Source organism: Streptomyces sp. NPDC056479, assembly GCF_042795335.1.
In the GTDB taxonomy this organism is placed as follows: Bacteria; Actinomycetota; Actinomycetes; order Streptomycetales; family Streptomycetaceae; genus Streptomyces.
In genome coordinates this window covers 74,315-89,250 of record NZ_JBHTRZ010000008.1, presented here as the reverse complement: position 1 = coordinate 89,250, position 14,936 = coordinate 74,315, and the positions used below count along the sequence as shown (strand labels likewise).

The 14,936-nt window shown below is 72.4% G+C and carries 17 protein-coding genes; 6 read left to right on the top strand and 11 right to left on the bottom strand.

The window, feature by feature from the left end; genetic code table 11:
• Positions 1–31 precede the first annotated feature (31 nt).
• From ACFQ6S_RS29360 to ACFQ6S_RS29350, 3 genes are all read right to left on the bottom strand, one after another.
• Positions 32–325, bottom strand: a complete 294-nt coding sequence (locus ACFQ6S_RS29360; protein WP_383417221.1) for a DUF4326 domain-containing protein — start codon at positions 323–325, stop codon at positions 32–34.
• A 35-nt stretch (positions 326–360) separates the two neighbouring features.
• Positions 361–855: a PaaI family thioesterase gene (locus tag ACFQ6S_RS29355; protein WP_383416121.1), complete on the bottom strand. Its 495-nt coding sequence runs from the start codon at positions 853–855 to the stop codon at positions 361–363.
• A 104-nt stretch (positions 856–959) separates the two neighbouring features.
• On the bottom strand, positions 960–1,259 hold the full coding sequence (locus tag ACFQ6S_RS29350) for a putative quinol monooxygenase (protein ID WP_383416118.1): 300 nt from the start codon (positions 1,257–1,259) through the stop codon (positions 960–962).
• Positions 1,260–1,398: 139 nt separating this feature from the next.
• Here ACFQ6S_RS29350 and ACFQ6S_RS29345 point away from each other — a divergent pair, with 139 nt between their 5' ends.
• Positions 1,399–2,358 (top strand): GlxA family transcriptional regulator, encoded by a 960-nt coding sequence (locus tag ACFQ6S_RS29345; RefSeq protein ID WP_383416115.1) that lies wholly within the window; start codon positions 1,399–1,401, stop codon positions 2,356–2,358.
• 12 nt (positions 2,359–2,370) lie between these two features.
• On the opposite strand, the gene ACFQ6S_RS29340 is transcribed toward ACFQ6S_RS29345, so the two are convergent.
• Complete coding sequence (locus ACFQ6S_RS29340; protein ID WP_383416112.1) at positions 2,371–3,471, bottom strand: pyridoxal-phosphate-dependent aminotransferase family protein; 1,101 nt, start codon at positions 3,469–3,471, stop codon at positions 2,371–2,373.
• A 196-nt stretch (positions 3,472–3,667) separates the two neighbouring features.
• Here ACFQ6S_RS29340 and ACFQ6S_RS29335 point away from each other — a divergent pair, with 196 nt between their 5' ends.
• The 4 genes from ACFQ6S_RS29335 to ACFQ6S_RS29320 are packed head-to-tail and all read left to right on the top strand — an operon-like array spanning position 3,668 to position 7,263.
• On the top strand, positions 3,668–4,516 hold the full coding sequence (locus tag ACFQ6S_RS29335; protein ID WP_383416109.1) for a transporter substrate-binding domain-containing protein: 849 nt from the start codon (positions 3,668–3,670) through the stop codon (positions 4,514–4,516).
• 4 nt (positions 4,517–4,520) lie between these two features.
• Complete coding sequence (locus ACFQ6S_RS29330; protein ID WP_383416107.1) at positions 4,521–5,363, top strand: amino acid ABC transporter permease; 843 nt, start codon at positions 4,521–4,523, stop codon at positions 5,361–5,363.
• On the top strand, positions 5,360–6,151 hold the full coding sequence (locus tag ACFQ6S_RS29325; protein WP_383416104.1) for an amino acid ABC transporter ATP-binding protein: 792 nt from the start codon (positions 5,360–5,362) through the stop codon (positions 6,149–6,151). Before ACFQ6S_RS29330 ends, ACFQ6S_RS29325 begins: the two co-directional genes overlap by 4 nt.
• A gap of 20 nt (positions 6,152–6,171) precedes the next feature.
• A complete protein-coding gene (locus ACFQ6S_RS29320; protein WP_383416101.1) occupies positions 6,172–7,263 on the top strand; it encodes an amidohydrolase family protein in 1,092 nt (363 codons plus the stop codon).
• Here the strand turns inward: ACFQ6S_RS29320 and ACFQ6S_RS29315 are convergent.
• Positions 7,260–7,442 (bottom strand): carboxymuconolactone decarboxylase family protein, encoded by a 183-nt coding sequence (locus ACFQ6S_RS29315; RefSeq protein ID WP_383416098.1) that lies wholly within the window; start codon positions 7,440–7,442, stop codon positions 7,260–7,262. The two genes, ACFQ6S_RS29320 and ACFQ6S_RS29315, sit on opposite strands and share 4 nt — an antisense overlap.
• Positions 7,443–7,637: 195 nt before the next feature.
• Here ACFQ6S_RS29315 and ACFQ6S_RS29310 point away from each other — a divergent pair, with 195 nt between their 5' ends.
• On the top strand, positions 7,638–8,546 hold the full coding sequence (locus ACFQ6S_RS29310) for an SCO1860 family LAETG-anchored protein (protein ID WP_383416096.1): 909 nt from the start codon (positions 7,638–7,640) through the stop codon (positions 8,544–8,546).
• Here the strand turns inward: ACFQ6S_RS29310 and cobC are convergent, their stop codons facing one another.
• From cobC to cobM, 6 genes are read right to left on the bottom strand one after another with little or no spacing between them, the layout of a single operon-like run.
• Complete coding sequence (cobC, locus tag ACFQ6S_RS29305) at positions 8,547–9,614, bottom strand: Rv2231c family pyridoxal phosphate-dependent protein CobC (RefSeq protein WP_383416093.1); 1,068 nt, start codon at positions 9,612–9,614, stop codon at positions 8,547–8,549.
• Positions 9,604–10,536, bottom strand: coding sequence for a sirohydrochlorin chelatase (locus ACFQ6S_RS29300; RefSeq protein WP_383416090.1), 933 nt, complete (start codon positions 10,534–10,536; stop codon positions 9,604–9,606). The genes cobC and ACFQ6S_RS29300 overlap by 11 nt, the downstream gene beginning before the upstream one ends.
• The gene (locus ACFQ6S_RS29295; RefSeq protein ID WP_383416087.1) at positions 10,533–11,141 is read right to left on the bottom strand and encodes a precorrin-8X methylmutase; all 609 of its coding nucleotides are present in this window, start codon (positions 11,139–11,141) and stop codon (positions 10,533–10,535) included. Before ACFQ6S_RS29295 ends, ACFQ6S_RS29300 begins: the two co-directional genes overlap by 4 nt.
• Complete coding sequence (cobJ, locus tag ACFQ6S_RS29290) at positions 11,138–12,838, bottom strand: precorrin-3B C(17)-methyltransferase (RefSeq protein WP_383416085.1); 1,701 nt, start codon at positions 12,836–12,838, stop codon at positions 11,138–11,140. The genes ACFQ6S_RS29295 and cobJ overlap by 4 nt, the downstream gene beginning before the upstream one ends.
• Positions 12,835–14,073 (bottom strand): precorrin-6y C5,15-methyltransferase (decarboxylating) subunit CbiE, encoded by a 1,239-nt coding sequence (gene cbiE, locus ACFQ6S_RS29285; RefSeq protein ID WP_383416082.1) that lies wholly within the window; start codon positions 14,071–14,073, stop codon positions 12,835–12,837. The genes cobJ and cbiE overlap by 4 nt, the downstream gene beginning before the upstream one ends.
• Positions 14,070–14,888 (bottom strand): precorrin-4 C(11)-methyltransferase, encoded by an 819-nt coding sequence (gene cobM, locus ACFQ6S_RS29280; protein WP_383416079.1) that lies wholly within the window; start codon positions 14,886–14,888, stop codon positions 14,070–14,072. The genes cbiE and cobM overlap by 4 nt, the downstream gene beginning before the upstream one ends.
• Positions 14,889–14,936: the final 48 nt, after the last annotated feature.

The window sequence follows — 14,936 nt, the reverse complement described above, 5'->3', positions numbered from 1 at the left end:
CGCGACGCCGAGATGATCCAAACGACAGGGCCTAGGGCTGCCCCGCCGAGTCGGCCAGCTCGGCGATGACCTGCGCGTGGCACGCCTCGGGGACACACCAGCAGCCGAGCCTTCGGCCCCGGAGGGCGGGCAGCAGGGCGAGCAGGTCCGGACGGCCCAGCAGGTGGGCGCGGTACTTGTCGACCACCGCCTCCCGGGTGCCGTCCCGGCCCGGCCGGAAGGGACTTGCGAGCGCAGAGCCCTCCAGATGCCATCCGCCGCGGTGCATCGCGCGGCCGACGTAGACGACGTCCGCGTAGTCCGGGTCGTCGCGATGCCCCTTCATGTTGACGACCGTGGTCCGGGGTCCGCCGTTCACGGTCAGCCCGTCCCCGGCAGCGCGAAGACGGCGCAGGTGGCCGTCCCGTGCGCGTACAGCCTGTCGTCGGCCGCCCCGACGATCCGGGCCTCCGCGGTCGCCGTGGTCCGGCCGACATGGACCGCGACGCCCGTGCAGCGCAGGGTCGCGGTCGTGTGCAGCACCGGCCTGATGAGGTTCACACCGAGCTGAACGGTGGTGTACGCACGGCCCGCCGGCAGCGCGGTCAGTACCGCGGTGCCCAGGGCGGAGTCGAGAAGGGTGGCCATATAGCCGCCGTGGACCGTGCCCATGGGGTTGAGGAGGTGGTCCCCGGGCTCGCCCTCGAACACGGCCCGTCCCTCGCCGACCTCGACGAGCCGGAAGCCGAGGGTTCCGCAGATCGGGGCTTCGGGCAGGCGCCCGTCCAGGCTCATGCGGGCCAGCTCGATGCCCGGAATGCCGTCGACGGATGTGTCGCCGACCGTGCTGTGGTAGTGCGTGGCGGGGTGCGCCATGGTGTTCTTCCGTCCCTTGATGACCCCGCGTCGGGGCCTGTTGCCGATGTGGTCCGCCGGGGCGGCGGCGCGGCCTGCGCACCGCCGCCCCGGCGTCGTCCGCGTCAGGGAAGCTTGACCGCCAGGAGGTCGACGGGCCGGATGTCGGGTGCCTCGCTCAGCATCGTCTCGGCGGCCTCCATGAGCGTGGCGGCGATCCTGCCCTGCAGGTGGCCCTTGCGCCCGTCCTCGTCGGCGAAGGTGTCGAAGACCCCGAAGGTGGTCGCGCTCTGCCGGAACGCGAACCAGGTCACGGTGTGGTCCTCCTGCTCCGCGAGCCGCAGCGCGTCGCGCAGCAGAGCCTCCACCTTGTCGGCGTGCTCGGGCCTGGCCTCGATCCGGGCCAGCAGTCCGAGGTTGTTCATGGTGCACTCCCGTGGTGTCGACTTCGTGAGGGTGGGTGCCGGTACCGGGCACCGGATCTCGTCCGGACACCTCAGAATCTAGGCCGCTCCGGCCACTCGCCCCAGTGTCGGAAACGACGCTTTCGATATCGTTTCCGTCATGGACGTAGCTGTGCTCGCATACGACGGTGTCTTCGACTCCGGGCTCGCCGCCCTGCTCGATGTCCTCGAGGGGGCGAACAGCATGCGGGGTGAGCTCCCGCAGCCGCCGCCCGCCTGGAACGTCACCACGATCGGCTTCCGCCGACGGATCCGTACGGGCGCGGGGCACCTGGTCGAGGCCGCCCCCGTCGGCGCGGCCGAGGATGCGGATCTGCTGGTGGTGCCCGCGCTGGCCGAGCGGCGCCCCGACGCCCTGATCGCCCATGTCTCGGGTCCGGCCGCCGCCCCCGCACGGCGTCTGGTGGCCACCGCACGCGAACGCGGCACGCCCGTCGCCTCCGCCTGCACGGGCACCTTCCTGCTGGCCGAGTCGGGAGTCCTCGACGGGCTGGACGCCACGACGAGCTGGTGGCTCGCACCGTACTTCCGCAAGCGCTACCCGGCGGTGACGGTCGACCAGACCCGCATGGTCACCTCGTCGGGTGGTGTCACCACCGCGGGCGCCGCCTTCGGGCACGTCGACCTCGCGCTCGCGATCGTACGGATGACCAGCCCGGCCCTCGCCGAGCTGGTCGCCCGCTATCTGGTCGTCGACGAACGCCCTTCACAGGCGGCCTACGCGATCTCCTCGGCGCTCGCGCAGAGCGACCCGACGCTGGCCGCCTTCGAGCGCTGGGCCCGCGGCCACCTCGATCAGCCGATCTCGATCGCCGACGCGGCGCGGGCCATGGGCGTCAGCGAACGCACACTCCAGCGGGCCGTCCGCCGCACCCTGGGCACCTCACCCGTCGGCTTCGTCCAGGACCTGCGCGTCGAACGGGCCTCGCACCTCCTGCGGACCACGGACCTCCCCCTGGAGGTCATCGCCCGCAAGGTCGGCTACGAGCACGCCAACACCCTCAGAATCCTGCTCCGGGAACGCACGGGAGCAACGGCGAGCGCCCTGCGCGCGAGATGACGCGCCCGCGGTTCAGGGCCGGGGGTCCTCCACCGCACGCAACGCGGCCGCCACATCCACGCCGACCCCCCGCTCCGCCAGAGCGGCACCGAGCCCCGCCAGGCTCGCCCGCACAGCTCCCCGCGTCGCATCCACGCCGTAGTGATTGACCCGAATCATCTCCTTGGCCAGCGCGCCCCCGCCCGCGGCCAACGGCAACTCCGGCTCCGCCTCCAGCGCCCGCGCCACCACCTCCGACGCCACCACCCCGGCCGGTACCCGCAACGTCGTGGCCACCGGAGCCGCCTCCCGCACGTCGTACACGTACGGCTCCAACCCCCCGCCCATCGCCACAGCCCCCGCCCGGGCGGCCAGCGCGGCGGCCCGGTGCCGGCCCATCACCGTCTGAAGCCCGTCCGCCTCGATCCGCTCCACGCACGCCTCCAGCGCCAGCATCTCCAGCTGCGCCGGCGCGTGCAGCAGCGCCTTCCGGCCGCCGTCGACCCACCGCTCCTTCCAGTCCAGCAGCGACAGATACGACCGTCGCGGCGCCCCGGGATTCGCCGCCATCCGCGCCCACGCCCGCTCGCTCACCGACACCGCCGACACCCCGGCCGGCCCGCCCATCGCCTTCTGCGCCCCGATGACGCACAGGTCCACACCCCACGCGTCCGGCAGCACCGGCTCGGCCCCGATCGACGCCACCGCGTCCAGATAGAACAGCGCTCCGTGCGCCCGCACGACCTCGCCGATCCCGGCGACGGGATTGGTGTTGCCGGTCGCCGCCTCCGCATGCACCAGCGACACGAAGTCGATCTCCGGGTGCTCGGCGAAGGCCTCCCGGATCTGGTCCGCCGTGACCGCCGTATGGAACGGCACCGCCAGATCGATCACGGTCGCCCCGCAGTCACGCAGCCAGCCCCCGAAGGTCTCCCCGTACGGACCGGTGATCACGTTCAGCGCGGTCGTACCGGGCCCGGCCGTCCCGCGGATCGCCCCTTCCAGCGGCAGCAGCGCCTCGCCCTGCATGATCACGACGTCCTGCTCGGTCCCGAGCAACCGCGCCACACGGTCCTCGATCGCGGCGAATCGGGCGGCGCTCAGCGGGGCCAGGTCCAGGAAGGGATGGGTCACGGCGGGACTCTCTTCACTCAAAGGTCGACTCCACGAGCGTAACCGGGCGGTAACCGGGCGCTCCAACACCCCGTGAGGCACCCCGCCCAGTGCCCGACTTCTTAGGTCCAACGACCGTGGAACCATCGGTTTGGTTTGAGGGCCCCAAACCTCTCCTTATAATCGGAAGCCAAAGTTCCCTCACAGGAGGCTCCCCGTGAAGACGACCCTCGGGCGCCGGACCCGCATTCTGGCCGCCACCACCGCGACGGCCGGGCTGGTGCTCGTGGCCGGCTGCTCCTCCGACGACAACGGCGGCGGTGGTACGAAGACCGCGGCCGGCGGCGTCGAGCTCGTCAAGGCGGGCCAGCTCACCACCTGTACCCACCTGCCGTACCCGCCCTTCCAGTCGGAGATCGACGGCAAGGTGCAGGGCTTCGACGTCTCCCTCATCGACCTGGTCGCGGATGACCTGGGCGTGAAGCAGGCGATCGTCGACCAGCCCTTCGAGAACTTCAAGACCGGTGGGTCCCTCAACGCCGGCCAGTGCGACCTCGCCGCCGCCGGCATGACCATCACCGACGAGCGCAAGAAGAACGTCGACTTCTCGGACCCGTACTTCGAGGCCACCCAGGCCGTCCTGGTCGACAAGAAGAGCGGCATCTCCTCCTTCGCCGACCTCAAGGGCAAGAAGGTCGGCGCCCAGGCGCAGACCACCGGCGAGGACTACGCCAAGAGCAAGGGCCTGGACCCGGTCTCCTTCGAGTCCTCCGACGCGGTCATCAACGGTCTGCGCACCGGCCAGGTCGAGGCGGTCGTCATCGACTACCCGGTCGTCCAGGGCTGGCTGAAGGACAAGGCCAACGCGGACGCCTTCGAGGTCGCCGAGCAGGTCAACACCGGTGAGCAGTACGGCGTCACGGTGAAGAAGGGCAACGACAAGCTCCGCGAGGCCATCAACAAGGCGATCAAGGACGCAAAGGCCGACGGCACGTACAAGAAGCTGTACGAGCAGTGGATCGGCCCGTACGACGAGTCCGCCGCCTCTCCGTCGCCCGCCGCCTGACCCGATGGCCGACACAGACGTACCACTCGAGCCGAAGCAGCCCAGGAAGAAGGGCCTGACCCGGCGTCAGAAGCGCAGCCTGTCGCGTGGCATCCAGTACGTCGTCTTCGTCGCGGCCGTGATCGCCTTCGCGGTCGCGGCCGACTGGGACCGCCTGGCGAACCAGTTCGCGCAGGGGGACATCGCCCGGGAGATGTTCCCGGACGTCATCACGCTGGCGCTGAAGAACACCGTGCTGTACACCGTGTCCGGCTTCGTCGTCGGACTGGTGCTCGGCATGGTGATCGCGCTGATGCGGCTGTCGTCGGTGGGGCCCTACCGCTGGCTCGCCGGTGTCTACATCGAGATCTTCCGCGGTCTGCCCGCACTGCTGATCTTCATCTTCATCGGCGTCGCCGTGCCGCTGGCCTTCCCGGGCACGGAGATCCCGGGCGGGACGTACGGCAAGGTCGCGCTCGCGCTCGGCCTGGTCGCCGCCGCGTACATGGCGGAGACGATCCGCGCGGGCATCCAGGCAGTGCCCAAGGGGCAGATGGAGGCGGCGCGTTCGCTGGGCTTCTCGCCCGCCCGCGCCATGATCTCGATCATCATCCCGCAGGCGTTCCGGATCATCATCCCGCCGCTGACCAACGAACTGGTCCTGCTCTTCAAGGACTCCTCGCTGGTGCTGTTCCTCGGCGTGACGCTGGAGGAGCGCGAACTGTCCAAGTTCGGCCGTGATCTGGCCAGCCAGACCGCCAACTCCACGCCGATCCTGGTCGCCGGCCTGTGCTACCTCCTGGTGACCATCCCGCTCGGCTTCGTCGTACGCCGTATGGAGGCGAAGGCCCAGGAGGCCGTGAAATGACCCGACCGGAGATCGAAGTCCGCGGCCTGCACAAGTCCTTCGGTGACAACGAGGTCCTGCGCGGCATCGACCTGGAGATCGACCAGGGCGAGGTCGTCTGTGTGATCGGCCCGTCCGGATCGGGCAAGTCGACGCTGCTGCGGTGCGTGAACCTGCTCGAAGAGCCCACCAAGGGCCAGGTCTTCGTCGGCGGCACCGAGCTCACCGACCCCGACGTCGACATCGACGCCGTGCGCCGCCGTATCGGCATGGTCTTCCAGCAGTTCAACCTGTTTCCGCATGTCACGGTGACCGAGAACCTGACCCTGCCGCAGCGCCGGGTCCTGGGGCGGGACAAGGCCGCGGCCGCGAAGGTCGCCGCCGAGAACCTGGAGCGGGTCGGTCTGTCGGAGAAGGCGTCGGCCTACCCGGCCTCCCTCTCCGGCGGCCAGCAGCAGCGCGTCGCCATCGCCCGGGCGCTCGCCATGGGCCCCGCGGTGATGCTCTTCGACGAGCCGACGTCCGCGCTGGACCCCGAGCTGGTGGGGGACGTCCTCGCCGTCATGCGCATGCTCGCCAACGAGGGCATGACGATGATGGTCGTCACCCATGAGATGACCTTCGCGCGCGAGGTCGCCGACCGGGTCGTCTTCATGGACGGCGGGGTGATCGTCGAGGACGGCACCCCCGACCAGGTCATCGGCAACCCCCGGCACGAACGCACCCGCCACTTCCTCTCCCGCCTCCTCGACCCGGCGATGGCCGAGGTGGAGGAGGAGACCTCCGACCAGGTCGGCAAGGGCGACTAGTCGCTCACTAAGGTGCAGTCATGAGCGAACGCGCTGTGCTGCACGTGAAGGGCCGGGTCCTCGTCGGTGCGGACGACGTCCGGGACGAGCTGTGGGTCGTCGACGGGCGGATCTCCTACGACCGTCCCGTCGGCGCCCGGGACGTCCGGACCGTCGAGGGCTGGGCCCTGCCCGGTCTGGTCGACGCGCACTGCCATGTCGGCCTCGGTGCGCACGGCCCGGTCGACGACGACGTCGCGGAGAAGCAGGCGCTGACCGACCGTGACGCGGGCACCCTGTTGATCCGCGACGCCGGTTCGCCCTCCGACACCCGCTGGGTCGACGACCGCGACGACCTGCCGAAGATCATCAGGGCCGGCCGGCACATCGCCCGCACCCGCCGCTACATCCGCGGCTACGCGCACGAGATCGAACCGGAGGACCTGGTCGCCTACGTCGGCCAGGAGGCCCGGCGCGGCGACGGCTGGGTCAAGCTGGTCGGCGACTGGATCGACCGCGACCTCGGGGACCTCGCCCCCACCTGGCCGCGCGAGGCGGTCGAGGCGGGCATCGCGGAGGCACACCGCCTGGGCGCCCGGGTCACCGCACACTGCTTCGCACAGAGTTCGCTGCGCGACCTCGTCGAGTCCGGCATCGACTGCGTCGAGCACGCGACGGGCCTGACCGAGGACCTAATCCCGCTGTTCGCCGAGCGCGGGGTGGCCATCGTGCCCACCCTCGTGAACATCGCGACCTTCCCGAAGCTGGCCGACGGCGGCCAGTCCCGGTTCCCCCGCTGGTCGGACCACATGCGTCGGCTGTACGAACGCCGCTACGACACGGTCCGCTCCGCCTACGACGCCGGCATCCCGGTCTTCGTCGGCACCGACGCGGGCGGCACCCTGCCCCACGGCCTGGTGGCGGCCGAGGTCGCGGAACTGGTCACCGCGGGCATCCCCGTCACCGAGGCCCTCGCGGCGACGACCTGGGCCGCCCGGAACTGGCTCGGCCGCCCGGGCCTCGAGGAGGGCGCCGCGGCCGACCTCGTCGTCTACGAGTCCGACCCGCGGTCCGACGTACGCGTGCTGGCGGCGCCTCGTCGGGTGGTGCTGAACGGGCGCGTGGTCGGTTAGGCGGCGGCCGTCTCGGCGAAGACCTCGCGGGCGACCCGGTAGCCGTCGAAGGCGCGCGCGGCGCCGACGTAGGCCTCGATGTGGATGAACGCCTCCACGATCTCCTGTGGGGTGACCCCGTTGTTGGTTGACGCAGCGTGACGACGGGTAGTCCGGTGTCGACGCTCGCTCCCTCGCACGCGCCCACGGGTTCACGCGAGCGCTCGCACAGAAGGGGGTACGGGGGTGACTTCGAGGAACATCCGTGCCCAGGGATTCGAAAGCGTTCACGGGAGCGTCACGTAGGAGTGAAGTCCTGGCGGATTGCTGACTCTTCACTCTCAGTGCGCAATTCTTGCCGGGTCCCGAGCAAGTCTCCTCTGGGGGTCCCCACCTTGAACGGCAAGAACTTCCGCATGCCCGCACGCCGTCTCGCCACCGTCGCGACGGCCACCGCCCTGACCGCCGCTCCCGTGGCCCTGGGTGTCGCGAGCCCGGCGCACGCGACCGGTGACGAAGGGCGCGCGAGCGCCGTCGTGCTGCGCACCGGGCTCGATGTCTCCCTGCTCAACAAGACCGTGAACGTCCCGCTCGCGGTCTCCCTGAACGAGGTACAGGCGCCGCAGAGCGCCGAAAAGGCCACACTGACGGCGCAGTTGAACGGCGTCGACGGCGGTCAGCCCTTCAGCGTGCTGAACGCCGAGGTCGCGAAGTCGAAGGCGACCGTCGAGGACGGCAGGGCCGAGGGGTACACCAACCTCGCCCATGCCAAGATCCATGTCCCGGGCCTGCCCCTGCTGTCGCTCATCGAGGTCGGCCAGGTCACCTCCAGGGCTACCTGCGAGGCCGGCAAGGCGCCGACCGCCTCCGCCAACCTGCTCGGTGACGTCACCGTGCTCGGCAAGAAGGTCACGCTCACCGCGGGCGGCACCACGAACGTCGAGGTGCCGGGCGTGGGCGAGGTGCGGCTGGACTACTCCAAGACCGAGCTGACCTCGCGTACGGCCGCCGCCACCGCCCTCGAACTCAAGGTCTCCGTCAACCCGTTGAAGCTGAACGTCGCCGACGTCGAGGGCACCCTGACCCTGGCGAAGGCGACCTGCGAGACCCCGGCCGAGCCCGCGCAGCAGGCCGGCCCGAGCACCGAGCCGGCCGGCGACGTCAAGCCCCAGGGCGAGCCCGCCGACGAGGGCCTCGCCGAGACCGGCGGCAACTCCATGACGCCGTACATCGCGGGCGGCGCCGTCGTTCTGCTCCTCGCGGGCGGCGGAGCGGTCGCGCTGGCCCGGCGCGGCAGGAGCTGATCAGGGGCCGGCGGCGGCCGACTCCACGGCCCGCCGCAGCGCCCCCAGGAACCCGCCGACCGTCCCCCGGTCCCGCACCGCCAGCCGCAGCCACTCCTCGCCCAGCCCGGGGAAGGTGTCCCCGCGCCGCACCGCGAAACCGAGGTCGCGCAGATGCTGCCGTACGCCGGTGGCCCTCGGCAGTCGTACGAGGACGAAGGGGCCCTCGGCCGGCTCCACGACCCGGAGTCCGGCCGGGGCGAACTCGCCCAGCCCGGCGATGAGATGGGCCCGGTCGGCGGCGATGCGGTGGGCCGCGTGGGCCGCCTCCGCCAGGGCCCGCGGTGACACGCACGCCTCGGCGGCGGCCAGCGCGGGTGTGGAGACCGGCCACAGGGGCTGGGCGCGCTCCAGGTCGGCGATGGTCTCCGGGTCGGCCAGGACGTAGCCGATCCGCAGCCCGGCCAGACCCCAGGTCTTGGTCAGGCTGCGGAGCACCACCAGGCCGGGCACGTCCGTACGCCCCGCCAGGGCCTCCCGCTCACCGGGCACCGCGTCCATGAACGCCTCGTCCACCACCAACGTCCGCCCGGGACGGGCGAGTTCGGCGAGGGACGCGGCCGGGTGCAGTACCGAGGTCGGGTTCGTCGGGTTGCCGATCACCACCAGGTCGGCGTCCTCGGGGACGGCGGCCGCATCGAGGCGGAAGCCGTCCTCCTCGCGCAGCAGCACCCGGTCGACGGTGTGCCCGGCGTCCCGCAGTGCCGCCTCCGGCTCCGTGAACTGCGGGTGCACGACGACCGGTCGACGCACCTTCAGCGCGCGCGCCAGCAGCACGAACGCCTCCGCCGCGCCCGCCGTCAGCAGGACCCGCTCGACCGGCAGCCCGTGCCGTGCCGCCACCGCCGCCCGCGCGGCCCGCCCGTCCGGGTAGGCCGCGAGCGAGCCCAGCGACCCGGCGATGTGCTCGCGCAGCCACGCGGGAGGCGTGTCCGCGCGGACGTTCACGGCGAGGTCGACGAGCGCCGAGCCGTCGTCACGGACCTCGGCGTCGCCGTGGTGGCGCAGGTCGTGTCCCTCAGTGGGCATGGGAGTGGGCGCCGTGGTGATGGCCGTGGCCGTGGTGGTGGTCGTCGTCGTCGTCCGGGTGGAAGTGCGGCTGCTGCGGCATGCCGACCTTGTCCTCGAAGCCGGGCAGCGCGATGCGGTACACGCACGAGTCGCAGTTCATCCGCAGATCGCCCTTCACGGCCTCCTCGTAGCGCTCCATCACCAGATCGAGCAGCTCCGGCTCCGGTCCGATGACGTCCGCCGAGCGGACTTCGACCTCCGGGTGGGCCGCCGCCCAGCCCTCCGTCTGGTGCCGCACCCGGTCCGGCAGGATGCCCGTGAACAGGAAGTACGGGAGGACGACGATCTTCCGCGCCCCGAGCTTCACGCACCGGTCGAGCCCGCTCGGCACGTCCGGCGCCGCCAGCGACACGAACGCCGTCTCCACGCCCGCGTATCCGCGCCCCTCCCACAGCAGCCGGGCCGCCTTGAGCACCTCGGCGTTGGCGTCCGGGTCGGTCGAGCCGCGCCCCACCAGCAGCACGGTCACATCGGCCCGGTCCCCGGGCGTGCGCCTGCCCTCGGTGCCGAGCGCCTCGTCGAGCCGCCGCTCCAGCACGGACAGCAGCGACGGGTGCGGGCCCAGCGGGCGGCCGTAGGTGTACGAGATGCCGGGGTGCCGCTCCTTCTCGCGGGCCAGCGCCGCCGGGATGTCGCCCTTGGCGTGCCCGGCGGACACCAGCATCAGCGGCACCGCGGCGAACCGCCGCACGCCCCGCTCCACCAGCTCGGTGACGGCATCGCCCAGCGGCGGCGGGGACAGCTCGATGAAGCCGCCGGCGACGGGCAGTTCGGGGTGGCGGCGCCCCAACTCCCGGACGAAGTCGCGGAACGCCTCGGCTCCGGCATCGTCCCGGGTGCCATGACCGGCGATGAGCAGGGCGGGCGGCGGCGTGGTCACGATTTCTCCTCGGAGTGCGAAACGGGGTGGTACGGGTGATACGGGTGATACAGCAGGGCGTTGAGCGCGGCCGAGGCGACCGCCGACCCGCCCTTCTCGGACACGTTGCTCACAGCGGGCAGCCCGCTCTCGCGCAACGCGGCCTTGGACTCGACCGCGCCGACGAAGCCGACGGGCAGGCCGATGACGAGGGTGGGGGAGACATCGAGGGTGAGCAACTCCTCCAACGCGGTGGGCGCGTTGCCGATCACCCAGAGGGCACCCGGACCGACCTGCTCGTACGCGAGCCGGATGGCGTGCGCCGAACGGGTCAACCCGGGACCGGACTCGGCGTCCCTGAGCCGGCAGACGGTCTCCCGCCGCGTGATCCCGGCCGCCACCATCTCGACGTCCACGACCACGGGCGCCCCGGTGTGCAGCGCGGCATGCGCCTTTTCCAGCGAACCCTCGTCCATGACGAGATCGGTGGCGTAGTCCAGGTCGGCGGCGGAGTGGATGACCCGCTCCACCACCGCCCGGGTCAGCGGCGGGAAGTGCGAGGTGTCCAGCCGGGCGCGCAGCCTCCGGTAGGACTCCTCCTCGATGGGATGAACGACGCGGTTCACTCGGCGCCCTCCTGCGCTGCCTGCCAGCGGTAGCCGCGCGGCGTCACCATGCGCCCCGCGATGTCCCGGGTCGCCGTGTTGCCGACGGTCACGACCGTCATCATGTCGACCGTCGCCGGGTCCAGGGAGCCCAGTGTCGTGAGCCGACTGGACTCGTCCGACCGCGACGCGTTCCGTACGACACCGACCGGCGTCGAGGGCTCGCGGTGCTCGGCGAGGATCGCGAGGGCCTTGGGCAGCTGCCAGTCACGGCCCCGGGAACGGGGGTTGTAGAAGGTGACCACGATGTCCGCCTCGGCCGCCGCGCGCACCCGCCGCTCGATGACCTCCCACGGGGTGTGCAGGTCGGAGAGGCTGATCGACACATGGTCGTGGCCCAGCGGCGCACCGAGGATCGCGGCGGCGGCGAGCGCGGCCGTCACCCCGGGCACGCCGATCACGTCGATGTCGTCGGACGCCTCCGCGAGCGCGGGGGAGGCCATGGCGTACACGCCCGCGTCACCGCTGCCGATCAGCGCGACGGCATGCCCCTCGCGGGCCTGAGCCACGGCCGTCCGCGCCCGCTCCTCCTCGGCGCCGAGTCCGGACTCCAGGATCCGGGTGCCGGGGCGCAGCAGATCGCGGATCTGGTCGACGTACTGGTCGAGCCCGACCAGCACCGAAGCCCGCCGCAGCTCCTCCTTCGCACGCGGCGTCAGCAGATCACGCGCACCGGGCCCGAGCCCGACGACCGCGAGCCGCCCACGCCCCGGCCGCCGTACGACGGCACAGGTCGCCATCGCCGGCCGCCCGTCGGCGCGCTCGGACTTCCGCTTCGGTACGAGGAGTTCACCGCCGCGCACCAGAGCGGCGGCCTCGGCGACGGAAGGGGTGCCCACGGCGGCCAGCGGCGCGTCGGAAGGATGCGGCACCTCGACGCCGGCCAGCTCTTCGGCGGAGTGAGTGACGAGGGGGACGCCCAGACGGGCCGCCGCCTCCACGATGCCCGGTTCCGCGGCCTTGGCGTCGACGGTGGCGAGCTCGGCGAGGGACCCGGGGGAGAGGCCCGCGTCGCCGAGCGCGCTCCCGATCAGGCCGAGCACCTCGTCGACGGGCGCGCCCTTGGAGGCCCCGACGCCGACGACCAGCGACGGCGGACGCAGGACGACCTCGTGCTCGGCGGGCTCGACCAGCCGGTCCGTCAGCCGGATCGTGTACGCCCCCTCGGCGCCGGCCCGCAGCGGCGGCAGCGGCCAGCCGAACTCGGCCCGCAGCGCGACCGGCTCACCGTCCAGCAGCGCCCGCGAGACCCCGGCGACATCGCCCTCCACGGGAAAGCCGAGGGTGTCCAGACCGGGCACCCCCACGGCATCGGTCGCCGTCGTCACCACGGGCTCGGCGCCCAGCAACTCCCCGACCCGACGGGCGAGTTCATTGGCCCCGCCCCCGTGCCCGCCGACGAGCGGCACGGCGAACCGGCCGCCCTCGTCGACGCACACCACACCCGGGTCGGTCGCCTTGTCGCCGAGCAGCGGGGCGATCAGCCGTACGACCGCCCCCGTGGCCAGAAAGCACACGAGCTGCTCGCACTCCGCGAACGCCCGCCGTACGGCGTCCCCGACGGGTCCGTCGTACACGCGCACGCGGTCCGGCCATGCCACGGCCAGCCGGTCCCGCGCCGCCGCCCCCGCCGCGGTGGCGGAAATGAGGCCGATCACTGGGCAACTCCCTCTCGATCCAGGGGCTTTCTGACGCCCCACAACAGGAAAACCGGATTGGTCGCCGCCAGCCGGGTCACATCCCCCGGCAGCGGCGCGAGCCGGGACGACTGCAACAGCACCCCGTCGCAGTCGAACCCGGCGCCGGAGAGCGCCTCGCGCGTCGCCGGCACCCGGTCCAGCGCCGCCATGGCGACGACGACCGCACGCCGGGCGCGCCGCGCGCACGCGGTCACGATGGCGGGCAGCTCGCGACCCCCGCCGCCGATGAACACGGCGTCCGGCTCGTCGAGGTCGGACAGCACGGTGGGCGCCGCCCCGTGCACGACATGGACGTCGACGTCATGTGCGGCGGCGTTGGCGCGGATCCGCTCGACACCGTCCCGGGTCTTCTCGACCGCGGTGACGGCGGCACCGAGCCGCGCGCACTCCACGGCCACGGACCCGGAGCCCGCGCCGACGTCCCAGACCAGATCGCCGAGCCGCGGTCCGAGCCGGGCCAGCGCGAGCGCCCGTACCTCGAACTTGGTGATCATCGAGTCGCGGTGGGCGAACTCGCCCTCGTCCAGCGCCCATACGGCGGGCCCGGCGCCCGCCCCGGCGACCGTACGCACGCCACCCGGAGCCCGCGCCGGGTCCAGGCACAGCACGACGCTCACCGAGGAGCCCCAGTCCCGGGCCGCGGCCTCCGCCGGTGTCACCCGCTCCACCCGCTCCTCCTCGGAGCCCAGCGCGGAGGCGACCACGAGCACCCGCGCGTCGGCCTTGCGGGCGAGCGCGGCGCCCAGTTCGGCGGGCCCGGAACCCGGGCCGGTCAGCACCGCCACCTTCGGACGCGCCCGGCAGACGTTGACGGCCGTCCGCAGCTCCCTGCCGTGCGCGCTGACGACGACCGCGTCGTCCCAGGTCAGCCCGAACCGTGCGAAGGCGGCGGCGACGGAGGACACTCCCGGCCGCACCCGGAGCCGCTCCGATCCGAACCGCTCGGCCAACGCCCGCACGATCCCGAAGAACCCCGGGTCGCCGGAGGCCAGCACGACCACGCGCCGGTCCTTCTCGACGTACCCGGCGATGGTGTCGAGGGCGGGGGCCAGCGCCCCGAGCACGACCTGCTCCACGCCCCCGGCCGGCCCCACGGCGTCCAGATGCCGCCGTCCGCCGACGACCAGTTCGGCCCCGGCGAGGACGTCCACGGGAAGCGGCGACCCCGTCCCCGTACCGACGACGGTGATCACGTGGTGGCCCCTCGTTCCCGCAGGGCCTTGCGTGCCTGCGGGTCGGCCTTGCGGTACCCGTGGAAGTGACCGGGGTGGTACAGGTGCGAGCGCGTGCCGTGGGCCTCGAGGGCCGGCCCGACCAGGAACAGGGTGTGCTTCCAGAGTTTGTGCTCCTTGACGGTCTCCTCCAGGGTCCCGATGGTGCACCTCACCACGAGCTCCTCCGGCCAGGTCGCCTGGTAGGCGACGACGACCGGGGTGGACGTCGGATAGCCGCCCTCCAGCAGCTCCCGCACGAGCTGCCCGCTACGGGCCGCCGAAAGGAAGATCGCCATCGTGGTCCCGTGCTTGGCGAACTCCCGCACCTCCTCGCCGGGTGGCATCGGCGTCTTGCCGCCGCCGAGCCGGGTGAGCACGACGGACTGGGCGACCTCGGGAATGGTCAGCTCCCGCTGGGCCAGTGCGGCCACGGCGGAGAAGGCGGAGACCCCGGGCACCACCTCGGTGGCGATGCCCATGTCGCCACACCGGTCGAGCTGTTCCTGGGTTCCGCCCCAGAGGGCGGGGTCACCGGAGTGGATACGGGCGACGCGCAGGTCCTGTGTCCTGGCCCGCTCGTACACGGCGACGACGTCTTCGAGGGACATCGTCGCCGAGTCGAGGATCTCGGCGCCCTCGCGGGCGTGTTCGAGGACCTCCGCCTGGACCAGGCTGGCCGCCCAGATCACGACGTCGGCCTCGGCGATGGCTCGCGCGGCACGGAACGTCAGCAGATCGGCGGCGCCGGGGCCGGCACCGACGAAGGTCACTTTGCCGGTGGGGGCATCGGCCATGGGGATTCGGTCCTCTCCTACAGATACGGGGGGTTGGTGGGTGCGGGG

Bases quoted from the DNA above. Each gene is read 5' to 3' on its own strand.
- ACFQ6S_RS29360 (WP_383417221.1), bottom strand. From the start codon at position 325: ATGAAGGGGCATCGCGACGACCCGGACTACGCGGACGTCGTCTACGTC.
- ACFQ6S_RS29355 (WP_383416121.1), bottom strand. From the start codon at position 855: ATGGCGCACCCCGCCACGCACTACCACAGCACGGTCGGCGACACATCC.
- ACFQ6S_RS29350 (WP_383416118.1), bottom strand. From the start codon at position 1,259: ATGAACAACCTCGGACTGCTGGCCCGGATCGAGGCCAGGCCCGAGCAC.
- ACFQ6S_RS29345 (WP_383416115.1), top strand. From the start codon at position 1,399: ATGGACGTAGCTGTGCTCGCATACGACGGTGTCTTCGACTCCGGGCTC.
- ACFQ6S_RS29330 (WP_383416107.1), top strand. From the start codon at position 4,521: ATGGCCGACACAGACGTACCACTCGAGCCGAAGCAGCCCAGGAAGAAG.
- ACFQ6S_RS29325 (WP_383416104.1), top strand. From the start codon at position 5,360: ATGACCCGACCGGAGATCGAAGTCCGCGGCCTGCACAAGTCCTTCGGT.
- ACFQ6S_RS29320 (WP_383416101.1), top strand. From the start codon at position 6,172: ATGAGCGAACGCGCTGTGCTGCACGTGAAGGGCCGGGTCCTCGTCGGT.
- cobC (WP_383416093.1), bottom strand. From the start codon at position 9,614: ATGCCCACTGAGGGACACGACCTGCGCCACCACGGCGACGCCGAGGTC.
- cobM (WP_383416079.1), bottom strand. From the start codon at position 14,888: ATGGCCGATGCCCCCACCGGCAAAGTGACCTTCGTCGGTGCCGGCCCC.